The sequence below is a fragment of the Methylobacterium sp. B4 genome, assembly GCF_003201865.1.
Taxonomy (GTDB): Bacteria; Pseudomonadota; Alphaproteobacteria; order Rhizobiales; family Beijerinckiaceae; genus Methylobacterium.
In genome coordinates, this window is sequence record NZ_QJJJ01000015.1 from 37,322 (window position 1) to 51,738 (window position 14,417).

General features: G+C 72.7%; 10 protein-coding genes. 9 read left to right on the forward strand and 1 reads right to left on the reverse strand.

Annotated features, from left to right (window positions below; genetic code table 11):
- The first annotated feature begins 6 nt into the window (after positions 1 to 6).
- The 6 genes from ssuD (at position 7) to BY998_RS17095 (ending at position 6,186) form a co-directional block, all read left to right on the forward strand.
- Positions 7 to 1,182 carry an FMNH2-dependent alkanesulfonate monooxygenase gene (gene ssuD, locus BY998_RS17070; protein WP_110352812.1) on the forward strand — a complete coding sequence of 392 codons (1,176 nt, stop codon included), beginning with the start codon at positions 7 to 9 and terminating at the stop codon, positions 1,180 to 1,182.
- Between the two features lie 18 nt (positions 1,183 to 1,200).
- Positions 1,201 to 2,169 (forward strand): sulfonate ABC transporter substrate-binding protein, encoded by a 969-nt coding sequence (locus tag BY998_RS17075; protein WP_110352813.1) that lies wholly within the window; start codon positions 1,201 to 1,203, stop codon positions 2,167 to 2,169.
- 87 nt (positions 2,170 to 2,256) lie between these two features.
- Positions 2,257 to 3,219 carry an aliphatic sulfonate ABC transporter substrate-binding protein gene (locus BY998_RS17080; RefSeq protein ID WP_110352814.1) on the forward strand — a complete coding sequence of 321 codons (963 nt, stop codon included), beginning with the start codon at positions 2,257 to 2,259 and terminating at the stop codon, positions 3,217 to 3,219.
- 38 nt (positions 3,220 to 3,257) lie between these two features.
- Positions 3,258 to 4,667, forward strand: a complete 1,410-nt coding sequence (locus BY998_RS17085) for an FAD/NAD(P)-binding protein (RefSeq protein ID WP_110352815.1) — start codon at positions 3,258 to 3,260, stop codon at positions 4,665 to 4,667.
- A gap of 324 nt (positions 4,668 to 4,991) precedes the next feature.
- A complete protein-coding gene (locus tag BY998_RS17090; RefSeq protein ID WP_110352816.1) occupies positions 4,992 to 5,201 on the forward strand; it encodes a hypothetical protein in 210 nt (69 codons plus the stop codon).
- 313 nt (positions 5,202 to 5,514) lie between these two features.
- The gene (locus tag BY998_RS17095; protein WP_110352817.1) at positions 5,515 to 6,186 is read left to right on the forward strand and encodes a DUF2147 domain-containing protein; all 672 of its coding nucleotides are present in this window, start codon (positions 5,515 to 5,517) and stop codon (positions 6,184 to 6,186) included.
- An 81-nt stretch (positions 6,187 to 6,267) separates the two neighbouring features.
- On the opposite strand, the gene BY998_RS17100 is transcribed toward BY998_RS17095, so the two are convergent.
- Entirely contained in the window at positions 6,268 to 7,428 is a 1,161-nt protein-coding gene (locus BY998_RS17100) for a putative zinc-binding peptidase (protein ID WP_110352818.1), read from the reverse strand.
- 242 nt (positions 7,429 to 7,670) lie between these two features.
- On the opposite strand from BY998_RS17100, the gene BY998_RS17105 reads away from it, so the two are divergent.
- Genes BY998_RS17105 through BY998_RS17115 form a run of 3 tightly spaced genes read left to right on the forward strand, consistent with a single transcriptional unit; the run spans position 7,671 to position 14,388 of the window.
- Entirely contained in the window at positions 7,671 to 10,955 is a 3,285-nt protein-coding gene (locus tag BY998_RS17105; protein ID WP_245421625.1) for a transglutaminase family protein, read from the forward strand.
- Positions 10,952 to 13,492 (forward strand): circularly permuted type 2 ATP-grasp protein, encoded by a 2,541-nt coding sequence (locus tag BY998_RS17110; RefSeq protein ID WP_110352820.1) that lies wholly within the window; start codon positions 10,952 to 10,954, stop codon positions 13,490 to 13,492. The genes BY998_RS17105 and BY998_RS17110 overlap by 4 nt, the downstream gene beginning before the upstream one ends.
- Positions 13,489 to 14,388, forward strand: a complete 900-nt coding sequence (locus BY998_RS17115; RefSeq protein WP_110352821.1) for a transglutaminase family protein — start codon at positions 13,489 to 13,491, stop codon at positions 14,386 to 14,388. Before BY998_RS17110 ends, BY998_RS17115 begins: the two co-directional genes overlap by 4 nt.
- Positions 14,389 to 14,417 lie beyond the last annotated feature (29 nt).

Genomic DNA, 14,417 nt, shown 5'->3' on the forward strand with positions numbered 1-14,417 from the left:
TACCCCATGACCGCCCAGACCGACGGCAAGACCGACGTTCTCTGGTTCCTGCCCACGCACGGCGACGGCCGCTATCTCGGCGCCTCGGAAGGCGCCCGCGACGTCTCGCTGCCCTATCTGCGCCAGATCGCGCAGGCCGCGGACGATCTCGGCTATTACGGAGTGCTGCTGCCGACGGGCCGTTCCTGCGAGGATTCCTGGGTCGTCGCCTCGGCGCTCGCCCCACTCACGCAGCGCCTGCGCTTCCTCGTCGCCGTGCGCCCCGGCCTGCAGGAACCGTCGATGGCCGCGCGCATGGCCGCGACGCTGGACCGGATCTCGGACGGACGCCTGCTCATCAACGTAGTCACCGGGGGCGATCCGGTGGAGTTGAAGGGCGACGGCGTCTTCCTCGAGCACGACGAGCGCTACGTCGTCACCGACGAGTTCCTCCACATTTGGCGCGGGCTGATGGCCGGCGAGACCGTGAACTTCGAGGGCAAGCACCTGCGCACCGAGAACGGCCGGGTGATCTTCCGCCCGGTCCAGGCGCCCTATCCGCCGCTCTATTTCGGCGGCTCCTCGCCCGCCGGGATCGAGGTCGCGGCCGAGCATTGCGAGGTCTACCTCACCTGGGGCGAGCCTCCGGCGGGCGTCGCGGAGAAGATTGCCCGCGCCCGCGAGGCGGCCGAGAAGAAGGGCAAGACCTTCTCCTACGGCATCCGCCTCCACGTGATCGTGCGCGAGACCGAGGGCGAGGCGTGGGACGCGGCCGACCGGCTGATCTCGCGGCTCGACGACGCCACCATCGCCCAAGCGCAGGCGACCCTGAAGCGCCAGGATTCCGTCGGCCAGAGCCGGATGATGGCGCTGCACGGCGGCGACCGGAACAAGCTCGTGGTCTCGCCCAACCTCTGGGCCGGCGTCGGCCTCGTGCGCGGCGGGGCGGGCACGGCCCTGGTCGGATCGGCCGATCAGGTCGCCGACCGGATGAAGGAGTACATCGATCTCGGCATCGACCGCTTCATCCTCTCCGGCTACCCGCATCTGGAGGAGGCCTACCGCTTCGCCGAACTGGTCTTCCCCAAGCTCCCCTTGCGCGCCACCACCGGCACGGCCCCGAGCACGGCCCGCAACAACGGTCCGTTCGGCGAGGTCATCGCCAACGACATCGTGCCGTCCCGCCGCGTCAGCGCCCACTGAGCAGAGAGAGCTTCGCCGATGCCCGCCCGCGCCGTCACCGCGCCTTCGCTGCTGCCGCGCCTCTGGCTGGCGCTGGCCGCGCTGATCTTCGTCAGCCTCACGCTCGCCGCCCATGCCGACGAGCGCGTGGTTCGGGTCGGCTACCAGAAATACGGCACGCTGGTCCTGCTGAAGGGCCGCGGCAGTCTGGAGCCGAAGCTGAAGGCGCTGGGCTACCGGGTGCAGTGGTCGGAGTTTCCCTCCGGCCCGCCGCTGATGGAGGCGCTCAACGCGGGTGCCGTCGATTTCGGATCGGCGGGCGAGACCCCGCCGATCTTCGCCCAAGCCGCAAGCGACGCGCTCGTTTACGTCGCCCACGAGCCCGCCGCGCCGAAGGGTGAGGCGATCCTGGTGCCGAAGGCGAGCCCGATCCAGTCGGTCGCGGACCTGCGTGGCAAGAAGGTCGCGCTGAACAAGGGCTCGAACGTCCACTACCTGCTCGTGCGCGCCATCGAGGCCGCCGGGCTGACGCTCGCCGACATCACCCCCGTCTACCTTGCGCCCGCCGATGCGCGGGCGGCCTTCGAGCGCGGCGCTGTCGATGCCTGGGTGATCTGGGACCCGTACTTCGCGGCGGCCGAAGCCGGCGGCAACGCCCGGGTGCTCGCCGACGGCACCGGCCTCGTGCCGAACCACCAGTTCTATCTCTCTTCCGAGAGCTTCGCCGCCGAGAACGGACCCGCGCTCGACGCCATCGTCGCGGCGGTCGCCGAGGTCGATGCCTGGGCCAAGGACAACACCGACGCGGTGGCCCGGGAACTGAGCCCCTCCGTCGGCATCCCGGCGCCGATCCTGAGCGTGGCCCTCAAGCGCCAGACCTACGGCATCCGGCCCCTCGACGCGGCCGTCGCCGCCGAGCAGCAGCGCATCGCCGACGCTTTCCACGGATTGAAGCTCGTGCCGAAGGCCGTCGACATCGCCGGCGCCGTGCGCAAGCCCGGAAGCTGAAGGGAAGCTCTCCTTCTCGACCCCGCCCCTCCTCGCAAGGGGGAGGGGACGTGCCCTCTGCCGCCCTGAAAAACCGAAAAGTCCGCCATGAACCGCCGGTCCGCCGCCCGTCTCGTCCTCGCCGGCCTCGCGCTCGGTCTCGCCCTCGGCCGCAGCCCGGCCGTGGCGGAGGAAACCACCCTGCGCATCGGCTACCAGCGCTCCTCCGCGCTGGTCTCGCTGCTGCGCCAGGACGAGACGCTGGAAAAGGCCCTCAAGCCCCTGAACGTCACCGTGTCCTGGCACGAGTTCACCAGCGGCCTGCCGATCATGGAGGCGCTCAACGTCGGGCGCATCGACGTCTCGGCGGATGTCGCCGACACCGTACCGGTCTTCGCCCAAGGAGCGGGGGCCAGGATCACCTATGTCGCGCAGGAGGCCGCCTCGCCCGAGGCGCAGGCGATCCTGGTACCGGGCGACTCGCCGCTGAAGAGCGTCGCCGAGCTGAAGGGCCGCAAAGTGGCGGTCACCAAGGGCGCCGGCAGCCATTACCTGCTGCTCGCCGCGCTCAGGGCGGAAGGGCTTTCCTTCAAGAGCATCACCCCGGCCTACCTCACCCCGGCGGACGGGCGCAGCGCACTGGCCGGCGGCAGCGTCGATGCCTGGGTCGCCTGGGACCCCTTCCTCTCGGCGGCGCAGGTCCAGGCGGGCGCCCGCATCCTCCGGGACGGCACGGGCCTCTCTTCCTACAAGCGCTACTATCTCGCCTCCGACGCCTATGCCGAGAAGCGCGCCGACGTGCTGACCCTGCTCGTCGGCAAGCTGCGCGAGGCCGGCCTCTGGGTGAAGGCAAACCCCGACGCGGCGGCCGAGCGCCTCGCCGCCCTGTGGAAGATCGAGCCGGCGGTGGTCAAACAGGCCAATGCCCGCCGCTCCTACCGGGTCGAGCCGGTGACCCGCGAGGGTCTGTCCGAGCAGCAGACCATCGCCGACGCCTTCCGCGCGGAGGGACTGCTGCCGCGGGCCGTGGATGCCTCCGCGCTGCCGGTCTGGGACGCGCCGTCGCGCTGACCCGAGGGAGAGCCAGCCGCACGGAAGGACCGTACACGATGACCCGTCAAGCCAGCCTGCCCCCGATCGCCGTGATCGGAGCGGGATTCAGCGGCACCATGGCCGCGCTCCAGCTCCTCTCGGTGCTGCCGCCGGAGCGGCCGGTGCTGCTGTGCGAGCGCGGGGGCAGCTTCGCGCGCGGGCTGGCCTACGGCACCGGCAACCCGGCCCATCTCCTCAACGTGCGCGCCGCCAACATGAGCGCCTTCCCCGACCAACCGGGGCATTTCGAGGATTGGCTCGCCCGCGGGGAGCTGAGCGGGAAGGGACCCGACGCGGGGGTCGCCGCGACGCCGGCCGGGACCTTCGTGGCGCGGGGCCATTACGGCAGCTACCTCACCGAACTGCTCACCGGCGCCGTGACGGGGCTGGTCACCGGCCCCGGGGGGCCGCGCCTGCGCCTCGTCCCCGACGGGGTGGTCGATCTGGAGCCGCGGGCCGGGGGCTTCCTGCTGCGCACCGAGGGCGGACAGGCGCACGGCGTCGCCGGCGCCGTGCTGGCCATGGGCAACCTCGCCGCGGCCGCGCCGCGCAGCCGCCACAGCCTCGATCCCTGGAGCCCCGAGCAGTTCGGGCGCCTGCACCCGCACGCGCCGGTCCTCGTCGTCGGGACCGGGCTCACCATGCTCGACGCCGTGGCGAGCCTGCGGGCGCACGGCTTTGCCGGGGCCATCCTCGCCCTGTCTCGCCGCGGGCTCCTGCCCAACGCCCACGCCCCCACGCCGACATGGCCGATCCCGGATCTGAAGCCGGCCGACTTCGCCTCCCTGACGCGGCTGCTGGCGCGCATCCGCGCCGAGGTGGCGCGGGCCGAGGCGGCGGGCGTACCCTGGCACGGGGTGATCGACGCCCTGCGCCCGCTCACCGACACGATCTGGCGCGGCCTGCCGCCCACGGAGCGCGCCCGCTTCCTGCGCCACCTGCGCCCCTTCTGGGACGTGCACCGCCACCGCACGGCGCCGCCCGCCGCCGCGACCATCGCCCGCGAGATCGAGCGCGGCGCGCTCACGGTGCGGGCCGGCCGCCTGCTCGCGGTCGAGGACGAGGCGGCGCAGGCGGTCGTGACCCTGCGCCTGCGCGGCGCGCGGGCCCCGGAGCGCCTCGGCGTGCAGGCGATGATCGACGCCACCGGCTTCGGCCATCTTGCGCAGAACCGCGACCCGCTGCTGCGACGGCTCTCCGAGCGCGGCCTCGTGCGCCCCGGCCCGTTCGGCCTCGGCCTCGATGCGGGCGCCGACTACCGGGCGCTGGGCCGAACGGCCGGGGAGGGCGCGGGACCGCTCTGGGTTCTCGGGCCGCTCCTGCGCGGGGTGCTGTGGGAATGCACGGCGGTGCCCGACATCCGCAACGAGGCCGCCGATCTGGCCGGACTCGTCGCGACCAGCCTCGACCGCGCCGCCGCGGCCTGACGCCACCGAACCCCGTTCTCGTGCCGTCCGGAAAGGGCGGAGAGCCCGGCTCTCCGCCCTCTCACGCGTTCGTGATGCTCGAACCTCGCCCCGTCATCGCCAGCGTCCGACGCTTCTCCAGGCGCCAAAGCGCTGTGGTCCCGGCATTTTTCGGCGCCACCGGGCGGTCATGCCCAATGCCGGCTCACTATTCGGAATCGTTCTAAAGAGCTTGATCCGAGTTTGGAGTTGTTCTAATGAAAGATCGTGACGGCGGGGCCGCCGGCCGAGAGGCCGGGACGGACCGATCGCCAGGAAACAACGACCAATCCTCGGAGTGAGACCATGGCCACCAACAGCAACGCTGCCTGCCAGAGCTGCCGCTTCTTCGACGACCACAAGACCAACGGCGCCCAGGCCGCGGGCGACCAGGGCCTCTGCCGCTTCAACCCGCCGGTGAGCCAGCCCGATCCGCAGAGCCAGGGCCTCTGGCCGGTGGTCGCCTCCAAGGATTGGTGCGGCCACTTCACCGCCGACGTGACCCCGGCCGAGTAAGGTCGGAGCTCGACTCTTCGTCCGAAGGGGCCGGTGCCGCGCACCGGCCCCTTTTTCGTGCGCGCTCGGCAGGCTGCACCCCGTGTCGCCCCCTGCGGCGAGGGCGGCTCCCGTCCCGGGCGCGGGACGGGCAAATTGCGTCGAAACCGCCCCGCGGCGGTCATGATCCGGTCACCTTCCCATTCGATGGCTGCGGCGAAGGGGCAACGGTCCGCACGGCGACCGGCCTCGACCCGGCCACGCAGGGCCGGACGGATCGTCAGGTTGAGCGGTGCGGCCCGGATCGCCGCCGCGCCCGAGTGGGGATGATTGCATGAAGTTCGGACCGATCGGTGCGCGCGCGGCCTTCCTTCGCGGCGCCGGCCTCGCCGCCCTCGGCGCGCTGCTGGCGACCGCCGCCTCGGCCGCGCCGCACCGCGACCCCAGCGGCACTTGGCTGACCCAGGACGGCAAGGCGCGCATCCGCGTCGAGAAGTGCGGCCCGCAGGAAAAGAACCTCTGCGGCTACGCCGTGTGGCTCAAGACCCCGCTCAACGACGAGGGCAAGCCGCGGGTCGATTTCCGCAATCCCGATCCCAAGAAGCGCGCCCGCGCCTCGCTGGGCCACCAGCTCATCCTCGGCCTCAAGCTGAACGAGGACGCGCGCTACGAGGGCAAGATCTACAACGCCGAGGACGGCAAGTTCTACGACGTCACGATCTGGTCGGAAGAGCCGGAGGAGCTGACCGTCAAGGGGTGCCTGATCGCCTTCCTGTGCCAGTCGCAGACCTGGAAGAAGGTGAGCGACACGGTGCCGGGCCAGCTCGCCGGCCCGACCAACGGCCCGAACGGACCCCGCGCCGACGCCGAATGGGCGCCCAAGCCCGCCCCGGGCACGGCGGCGACCGGCGGCCCCGCCGCGACCGGCAGCGCCGCCCCGGCCAAGCCGGCCGCCAAGCCCGCCGCGCCGAAGGCCCCGGCCGCCGCGGCTCCGGCGGCCGAGTAACCCGCCTTCCCACCAACGGGCTGCCGGACGACGCGAACGCCGCGTCCGGCAGCCCTCGCGCCGAACGATCCCGGACGGACATCAGGCCGTCGGGGCCGCCACCCGCTGGCGCAGGCCGGCGATCACCGCCTTGAGCATCTCGTCGCTCGCGGCCTCGCTCAGGCCGCCGGGGCTGCGCGCGGCGTAGATCCGCTCGTGCACGAAGGCGAGCTTGGCGATGACCGCCGGCGCCAGCTTGAAGGGGTAGAGCGGCGGCTGCCCCATGCTCCGGTTGAGCGAGTTCATCGCGTAGGTCAGCGGCAGCCACGCCTCGATCACCCGCTGGAAATCGGGCGTCTCGTAGGGGTCGAAGTCGATGCAGGTCGAGGCCTGCGCCCCCTCGCCGCCGCCTCTCAGCTTCGGACTCAGCCGCATCTCGAAGGCGCTGCCGGTCTCCAGCGTGTCGACGATATGCAGGTAGTGGGCGAAGGTCTCGGCGAAATCCTCCCAGGGATGGGCGGTGGCGTAGGAGGAGACGAAGGATTCCTGCCAGTCCGGCGGCGCCCCCTCGGAATGGTGGCGCCGGAGTGCCGCGCCGTAATCGGCGCGCTCGTCGCCGAACAGGACGCGGAAGGCCGGCAGGCTCGGATCGAAGCGCACCAGCAGGTTCCAGAAGTAATGCCCGATCTCGTGCCGGAAGTGGCCGAGCAGGGTGCGGTAATACTCGCCGAACATCGTGCGGCGGCGCTCGCGCTCCACGTCGTCGGCCTCGGCGATGGAGAGGGTGATGAGCCCGTCGAGATGGCCCGTCATCACCGGCGGCCCGGCCGATTCGGCGAGGAAGTCGAAGGCGAGCCCGTCGGAGTACTGCGCCCGCGTCACCAGCGGCAGCTCCAGGCGCAGCAGCGAGTAGAACAGCCGCCGCTTGGCCGCCTCGATCTGGCGCCAGCGCTCGAGATTGGCCGGCAGGCTCAGGTCCGGCACCACCCGGTTGTGGCGGCAGGTGACGCAGTAGGGCTCGTCCGACTCCTCCGGCACCGTCCAGTTGCAGGCCTCGTAGGCCGCGTTGGCGCAGAGGCGGTACTTGCGGCCGGGATGGGCGTAGGCGCGAAAGAGGGGTCCGCGCGCATCCTCGCCGCAAGGCTCCAGCGCCGAGACGGCGTGACAGTCGCAGACATAGCCGAGGCGCCGCTCGCAACTCTCGCAGACCGTGCTCTCGAACGAGACCGGCTGGTCGCAGGCTTGGCACTGGAAGATACGCATGGGGCCTCCCGCCGGGGCGGGGATGCTGCAGGAACCGGGCCGTGTGCCGGAATCAGGAAACCAAGGGCCGCGAGCCCGCGAAGTTCCCGCCCCGCTCGGAGCCGGCTCGATCCAGCCGCACGGTTCTTGCTTGATTGAGCGCCATCCCGCCTCATCCGGGATGTATAAGGCGTGCAACCAGCGGCCCAGCGCGGCCGCCCGGCTCCGCCGTGAGCCTCGATCAAGACTGCCCGGGAGCCTCCGTGTCGATCCAAGCCGCCCTGCACCACGTCACGCATTACCGCTACGATCGGCCGATCGCGCTGGGGCCGCAGACGATCCGCCTGCGCCCGGCGCCGCATTCCCGCACCCGGGTGCCGGCCTACGCGCTGAAGGTCGTGCCCGAGAACCACTTCATCAATTGGCAGCAGGACCCGGCCGGCAACTGGCTCGCCCGGCTCGTCTTCCCGGAAAAGACCAGCGAGTTCCGGGTCGAGGTCGATCTCACCGCCGACCTCGCGGTCATCAATCCGTTCGACTTCTTCGTCGAGCCCTACGCCGAGCGCCGCTCCTTCGACTACGAGCCGGACCTGAAGGTCGCGCTCGCCCCCTACCTCGTCCTCGATGCGGCCCAGGGTCCGGAGATCGACGCCTTCCTCGCGCGCATTCCCGAGGAGACCCACACCGTCACGTTCCTCGTGGCGCTGAATGCGATGCTGCGCACCGAGGTCGCTTACGGCGTGCGCATGGAGCCCGGCGTGCAGACGCCCGCCGAGACCCTGACCCTGAAGAGCGGCTCCTGCCGCGACTCCGCGTGGCTGCTGGTGCAGGTGCTGCGGCGCCTGGGCTTTGCCGCCCGCTTCGTCTCGGGCTACCTGATCCAGCTCGTGCCCGACACCACGGCGGTCGACGGGCCGGCCGGAACCACCACAGACTTCACCGACCTGCACGCCTGGGCCGAGGTCTACCTGCCCGGGGCCGGCTGGATCGGCTTCGACGCCACCTCCGGCCTGCTCACCGGCGAGGGGCACATCCCGCTGGCGGCCACCGCCCACTACAACGGCGCCGCCCCGATCACCGGCCTCTCCGAGCCGGCCGGGGTCGAGTTCGCCTACGAGATGACGGTCAGCCGCGTGGCGGAAGCGCCGCGCATCACAAAGCCCTTCTCCGAGGATGTCTGGAGCGCGATGGACGCGCTGGGCGAGCGCATCGACGCCGACCTCGCCGCGCAGGACGTGCGCCTGACCATGGGCGGCGAGCCGACCTTCGTCTCGGTGGACGATTTCGAGGCGCCCGAATGGAACGTCGCCGCCGTCGGCCCGACCAAGCGGGGCCTCGCCGATCAGCTGGTCCGGCGCCTGCGGGATCGCTTCGCGCCCGGCGGCATGCTGCATTACGGCCAGGGCAAGTGGTATCCCGGCGAGAGCCTGCCGCGCTGGGCCTTCGCCCTCTACTGGCGCAAGGACGGCGTGCCGGTCTGGCGCAATGCCGATCTCGTCGCGGTCGAGGACGGGCCGAGGGATGCCACCCTCGCCGATGCCGAGCGGCTGGTCGGCGCGCTCGCCGAGCGGCTCGAACTCGCCCGCTTCGTCTTCCCGGCCTACGAGGACGCGGTCTATTGGAGGAGCCGCGAGAGCGAGCTCCCGGCCAACGTCACCACCGCGGCGCCCCGCACCGGCAGCCCCGAGACCGACGCCCGCTACGCCCGCGTGTTCGGGCGCGGCCTCGACACCCCCGTCGGCTACGTGCTGCCCCTCGCCAACCTCGCGGCGGAGACCGGCCGCGCCTGGATCTCTGAAGTCTGGAGCTTCCGCCGCGGCGGCGCCTATCTCAACCCCGGCGACTCGCCCCTGGGCTTTCGCCTGCCGCTCGGCTCGCTGCCTCACGTGCCGCCGGATTCCTACCCCTACTACCAGCCGCAGGACCCGCTGGAGGCCCGCGGCGGCCTGCCCCCCGAACCGGGCGGCCCCGGGGAGGCGCCCCTGGCGAAGGGGGCTGACCGGGCCAACGGCGCCGGCATCGAGGGCGTGGCCGTGCGCACCGCGCTCTCGGTCGAGCCCCGCGACGGCGTGCTCTGCGTGTTCATGCCGCCGCTGGAGCGGGCCGACGAGTACATCGACCTCGTCGGGCATCTCGAGCGCGCCGCCGAGACGGTCGGCCGGCCGATCCATATCGAGGGCTACGAGCCGCCCTACGATCCGCGGCTCTCGGTCATCAAAGTCACCCCCGATCCCGGTGTGATCGAGGTGAACGTCCACCCCGCCGCCTCCTGGCGCGAGGCGGTGGACATCACCCGCGGCCTCTACGAGGAAGCCCGCCAGACCCGCCTCGGGGCGGAGAAGTTCATGATCGACGGCCGCCACACCGGCACGGGCGGGGGCAACCACGTCGTGCTCGGCGGCGCCAGCCCCGCCGACTCGCCCTTCCTGCGCCGGCCCGACCTGCTCAAGAGCCTCGTGCTCACCTGGCAGCGGCACCCCTGCCTCTCCTACCTCTTCGCCGGGCTCTATGTCGGTCCGACGAGCCAGGCGCCGCGCATGGACGAGGCGCGCCACGACGGGCTCTACGAACTGGAGATCGCGCTCGCCCAGGTGCCGGGGCCGGACGGGGCCAACATCCCGCACTGGCTGGTGGACCGGCTGTTCCGCAACGTCCTCACCGACGTGACCGGCAACACCCACCGGGCCGAGATCTGCATCGACAAGCTCTACTCGCCCGACGGGCCGACGGGGCGTCTCGGTCTGCTCGAATTCCGCTCCTTCGAGATGCCGCCGGACGCGCGCATGAGCCTCGCGCAGGCCGTGCTGCTGCGGGCCATCGTGGCCTGGCTCTGGCGCGAGCCGCGGACGGGCGGCTGTGTCCGCTGGGGCACGGCCCTGCACGATCGCTTCATGCTGCCGCATTTCCTCTGGGCCGACTTCCTCGACCTTCTGGAAGAACTGCGGGCCGGCGGCTACGATTTCGACCCCCTGGCCTTCGCGGCGCAGCGCGAGTTCCGCTTCCCCGTCTTCGGCCGGGTGGAGCAGGGCGGGGTCGGCCTGGAGCTGCGCCAGGCGCTGGAGCCCTGGCACGTGCTGGGCGAAGAGGGGGCCGCCGGGGGAACCGTGCGCTTCGTGGATGCATCCGTCGAGCGGCTTCAGGTCCGGGTCGAGGGCTTCGTGCCCGGCCGGCACGTGATCGCCTGCAACGGTCGGCGCCTGCCGATGACGCCGACCGGCGCCAGCGGCGAGGCGGTCGCGGGCCTGCGCTTCAAGGCGTGGCAGCCCGCCTCCTCCCTGCACCCGACGATCCCGCCGCACGGGCCGCTCACCTTCGACATCCTGGATGCCTGGAGCGACCGCTCACTCGGCGGCTGCCGCTACCATGTCAGCCATCCGGGGGGGCGCAACTACGACAGCTTCCCCGTCAACGCCTACGAGGCGGAGGGGCGGCGGCTCGCCCGCTTCGAGGCCATGGGCCACACCCCCGGCCGGATCGCCATGCCGCCCGAGGAGCGCTCAAGCGAGTTCCCCCTGACCCTCGACCTGCGCGCGCCCGCACCCCGATGACATCTTCGGCCGCCCTCGCGGACGGGCCCGCGCCCGACGCCTCCGCCTGGGCGACCGACGATCCGGCGTCGCGCATCCGGCGCTGGACGGAAGGCTACGCGCCCCGTCCCGGCCTCGCCGACGAGATGGTCGATGCGCGCGGAGAGCTGCGCGGCGGCTGGCCGCGCTTCCTCGAACGGCTCGCCCGGCTCGACGACCGCGAGGTCGCCGCCCGCTTCCTCTCGGCCGAGCGCCACATCCGCGACGCCGGCATTTCCTACCGGGTCTACGGCGACGGGCGGGAGCATCCCTGGCCGCTGGGCTCGCTGCCGCTCGTCATCGATGCCGCCGACTGGGCGGAGCTGTCCGCCGGCATCGTCCAGCGCGCCGGCCTGATGGAGCGCATCGTCGCCGACATCTACGGGCCGGGCCGGCTCGTCGCGGAGGGGTTCCTGCCCGCGGGCGTGGTGGCGGGCAGCCCGGAATACCTGCGGCCCGTGCACGGCATCGCGCCGCCGGGCGGGCGCTGGCTGCCGATCTACGCGGCGGATGTCGGGCGCGGCCCGGACGGGTGCTGGCGGGTGCTGGCCGACCGGACGCAGGCGCCTTCCGGCCTCGGCTACGCCCTGGAGAACCGGATGGTGCTCGCCCGCGCCTTCCCGGACCTGTTCGCCGACCTTCACGTCGAGCGCCTGCCCGGATTCTTCCAGGCCTTCCGGGCCGGGCTCGCCGCCTCATGCGCCCGCAGCGACCCGCGCATCTGCCTTTTGACCTCGGGCCCCTACAGCAGCACCTATGTCGAGCAGGCCGCGCTCGCCCGCTATCTCGGATTCCTGCTGGTGGAGGGCGACGACCTCGTCGTGCGCGACGGGCTCCTGCACGTGCGCACCGTCGCCGGCCTGAAGCGGGCCGACGCGGTCTGGCGCCGGATCGACGCGGACTATCTCGACCCGATGGAGCTGCGCTCCGACTCGCGCCTGGGCGTGCCCGGCATGCTCCAGGCCCTGCGCCGGGGCGGCGCCGTGGTGGGCAACATGCCGGGCTCCGGCGTGCTCGAATCGGCCGCGCTCAGCCCCTACCTGCCCGCCATCGCCCGAGCGCTCACCGGCGAGGAATTGCGGCTCGCCGGCCCCGACACGTGGTGGTGTGGCGATCCGGACGGCCTTCGCCACGTGCTGGCCCATCTCGACCGTCTGACGCTGCGCCCCGCCGCGACCCCGGTGCGCGGACCCGAGCGCGACGCGATGCTGGCCGGCCCGGCCCTCGACGCCGCCCGCGCCCGCGCCCTGGCCGCCTTGCGCGAGCGCCCCTTCGACTGGGTGGCGCAGGAGCCCGCGCCGCTCTCGACCATGCCGGCCTGGCAGGACGGGCGGCTGGCGCCGCGCCCCTTCGTCATGCGCGTCTTCGCCGCCGCGACGCCCGAGGGCTGGCGCGTGCTGCCGAGCGCCTTCTGCCGCGTGGCCGAGCACGACGGCGCCGACCCGAGCGAGATGCGCGCCGGCATCCGCTCCGCCGATGTCTGGGTGCTGTCGGATACCCCCATCGACGCGCCGCCGCTCCTGCTCTCCACCGCGCCGCGCATCCGCCGCATCGCCGGCCATCTCCCGTCGCGGGCGGCGGACAACCTGTTCTGGTTCGGGCGATACCTGGAGCGGGCGGAGGCGGTGATCCGCCTCGTCCAGGCGCATCTGGGCGGCTTCAGCGGGGCGCTCGCCGCCGACGCCTCCGGGGAGGAGGGCGGGCCGACGGCTCTGGCCATCCGCGCGCTCCTGAAGGAGTGGGGCTCGGTCGAGGCCGCGGACCTCTCGCCCGCGGCCCTGGCGCAGGAGGCCCTCTCCGGCAAGATGCGCTACGGCTCGGCGCTCGCCCACGTCATGGAGGCCCGGCGCATCGCCGCTTCCCTGCGCGAGCGGCTGCCGATGGAATCCTGGCGGGCGCTGGCGGACCTGCGCGACACCCTGGTCTATGCCGAGGCCTGGGCGCCGACCGAGGCGCAGCTCTTCGGCAAGGCCGAGCGGGCGCTCGGCCACCTCGCCGCGCTGGCGGGCCTCGCCCACGAGAACATGGGCCACGGCACCGCGTGGCGCTTCGCCGACATGGGACGGCGCGTCGAGCGGGCGATCAACACCTGCCGCTTCGCGGTGGATTTCTGCGACCGCGAGGCGAGCGCCGAGGATCTCGGGGTGATGCTCTCGCTGGCCGATTCCCAGATCGCCTACGGCAGCCGCTACCTCACCGGCGTCAGCCGCGACGCGGTCTGCGACATGGCGGTGCTCGATCCCGGCAATCCCCGCTCGGTCGCCTATCAGGTGCAGGCGATCGTGGCCCATCTCGAGGTCCTGCCGGCGCTGGCCGCCGACGGCCTGCCCGAGACGCACCGCCGCCGGGCATTGGCGCTGGCCGGCACGCTGCAGACGGCGGACGCCGCCGAGACCGAGGGCGAGGCCCTGGAGCACATCGAAACCGAGCTGGAAGGCCTCGCGGACCGGATCGCGAGCCGCTACTTCCCCAACGGCCCCGACGCCCTGCGGCCCGAGAAGCTGACGGGTCTGGCTTGATCTACACCTTGCGTCACCTGACGACCTACCGCTACGCCAGGGCCGTCCGCTCCGCGCGCTGCAACCTGCGTCTGCGCCCCCGCGACGGAGAGGGGCAGCGGGTGCTGGAGGCCGCGCTCACGGTTACGCCGGCGCCGAAGAGCCGGCTGGAGCGGGCCGATTTCTTCGGCACCGACACGCTCACCCTGCTCATCGACGAGCCCCACCGCACCTTCGCCGTCGAGGCGGTCTCCCGGGTGGCGGTGGAGCGTCCCGTCCCGCCGGAGCCGGAGGCGGGCCCCTCCTGGGAGGCGGTGCGCGCGGCGGCTCTGCGGCTGCCCACGCTCGGCCCCGACGGGCCGGCCCATTTCCAGTTCCCGAGCCAGCGCGTGCCGATCGTGCCCGCGGTCACGGATTACGCCCGCGCCAGCTTTCCGCCCGGACGCAGCGCGCTGGGCGGCGCGATCGCGCTGATGCACCGCATCCGCAGCGACTTCCGCTTCGATGCCGAGGCCACCACCGTCTCGACCCCGCTGGCGGAGGCCTTCGCGCTGCGGGCCGGGGTCTGCCAGGACTTCGCCCACGTGATGATCGCCGCCCTGCGCGGCCTCGGCCTGCCCGCGGCCTATGTCAGCGGCTACCTCTGCACGCGCCCGCCCCCCGGCCGGCCGCGCCTGCGCGGGGCCGATGCCAGCCATGCCTGGGTCGCGCTCTGGTGCGGCGAGGGCTCGGGCGCGCGGGACGGCTGGATCGGCCTCGACCCCACCAATGATTGCGTGGTGCGCGACGAGCACATCGTCGTCGCCCGCGCCCGCGACTACGCCGACGTGGCCCCCATCGACGGGATCGTCTCCGCGGCCGGCGCGCAGAAGCTCACCGTCGAGGTCGACGTCGTCCCGGAGGACGAGGCCGCCTGACGGACGGCTCGACGATGGACTTGTCCCCC

What these genes read in the sequence shown, in the direction of transcription:
- ssuD (WP_110352812.1), top strand. Translation starts at nt 7, where the DNA reads ATGACCGCCCAGACCGACGGCAAGACCGACGTTCTCTGGTTCCTGCCC.
- BY998_RS17075 (WP_110352813.1), top strand. Translation starts at nt 1,201, where the DNA reads ATGCCCGCCCGCGCCGTCACCGCGCCTTCGCTGCTGCCGCGCCTCTGG.
- BY998_RS17080 (WP_110352814.1), top strand. Translation starts at nt 2,257, where the DNA reads ATGAACCGCCGGTCCGCCGCCCGTCTCGTCCTCGCCGGCCTCGCGCTC.
- BY998_RS17085 (WP_110352815.1), top strand. Translation starts at nt 3,258, where the DNA reads ATGACCCGTCAAGCCAGCCTGCCCCCGATCGCCGTGATCGGAGCGGGA.
- BY998_RS17090 (WP_110352816.1), top strand. Translation starts at nt 4,992, where the DNA reads ATGGCCACCAACAGCAACGCTGCCTGCCAGAGCTGCCGCTTCTTCGAC.
- BY998_RS17095 (WP_110352817.1), top strand. Translation starts at nt 5,515, where the DNA reads ATGAAGTTCGGACCGATCGGTGCGCGCGCGGCCTTCCTTCGCGGCGCC.
- BY998_RS17100 (WP_110352818.1), bottom strand. Translation starts at nt 7,428, where the DNA reads ATGCGTATCTTCCAGTGCCAAGCCTGCGACCAGCCGGTCTCGTTCGAG.
- BY998_RS17110 (WP_110352820.1), top strand. Translation starts at nt 10,952, where the DNA reads ATGACATCTTCGGCCGCCCTCGCGGACGGGCCCGCGCCCGACGCCTCC.